The following is a 585-nucleotide window of genomic DNA, read 5'->3' as shown; positions in this document are numbered from 1 at the left end:
GCGGTTGCCGCCGAAGGCGCCGTAGAAGAAGGCCGAGGTGGCGACGCCGATCGTCGCCGGCTGCGGCACCGCCGTCTCGCTGCGGTCCGACAGCCGCATCACCCTGATGCCGATGCCGTTCTGGTCTTCCACCTCGTAGGCGAGGAAGTCGCGGAACGGCTCCATCCGACGGATCACGGCGCCGGTCCGCTGCGGCACCAGCTCGCGCCAGTGGGCGGCGTCCGGCGTCGCCTCGGGGGCCGTCATGATGCGGAAGTCGGCCGCGTCGAGATCGGTGCGCACGAACACGGTGTCGCCGGCGTGATCGACCTCGTAGCGGAGCCCCGAGCGGCGCGGCTCGACGACCTGGAATTCACCGGTCGGTTGATCGGCGCGGAGCCAGCGCACCTCGCTGGTCAGCTCCTGGTCGCTCTCGATCAGGATGTAGCGACGTGATTTGCTCCGGTGGACGGCGACGCTGAAGGTCGGGTCGCGCTCCTCGTAGACCATCACGTCGGTGTCCGCCGGCGTGCCGATCCGGTGCCGCCAGATCTGATGACTGCGCAGCGTCACGGGCTCGCGGCGAACGTAGAAGAGCGTCGCCGA

Annotated in this window: 1 pseudogene; it reads right to left on the bottom strand. The window is 69.7% G+C overall.

The annotated features are described in order from the left end of the window. Nucleotides 1–585 (bottom strand): annotated as a pseudogene (locus ABTU92_RS30070) (hypothetical protein); the annotation flags it as partial.

Origin of the sequence: Rhodoplanes sp. SY1, assembly GCF_046000175.1 — a bacterium.
Classification (GTDB): domain Bacteria; phylum Pseudomonadota; class Alphaproteobacteria; order Rhizobiales; family Xanthobacteraceae; genus Rhodoplanes.
This window is presented reverse-complemented; position numbering and strand designations above follow the sequence as displayed.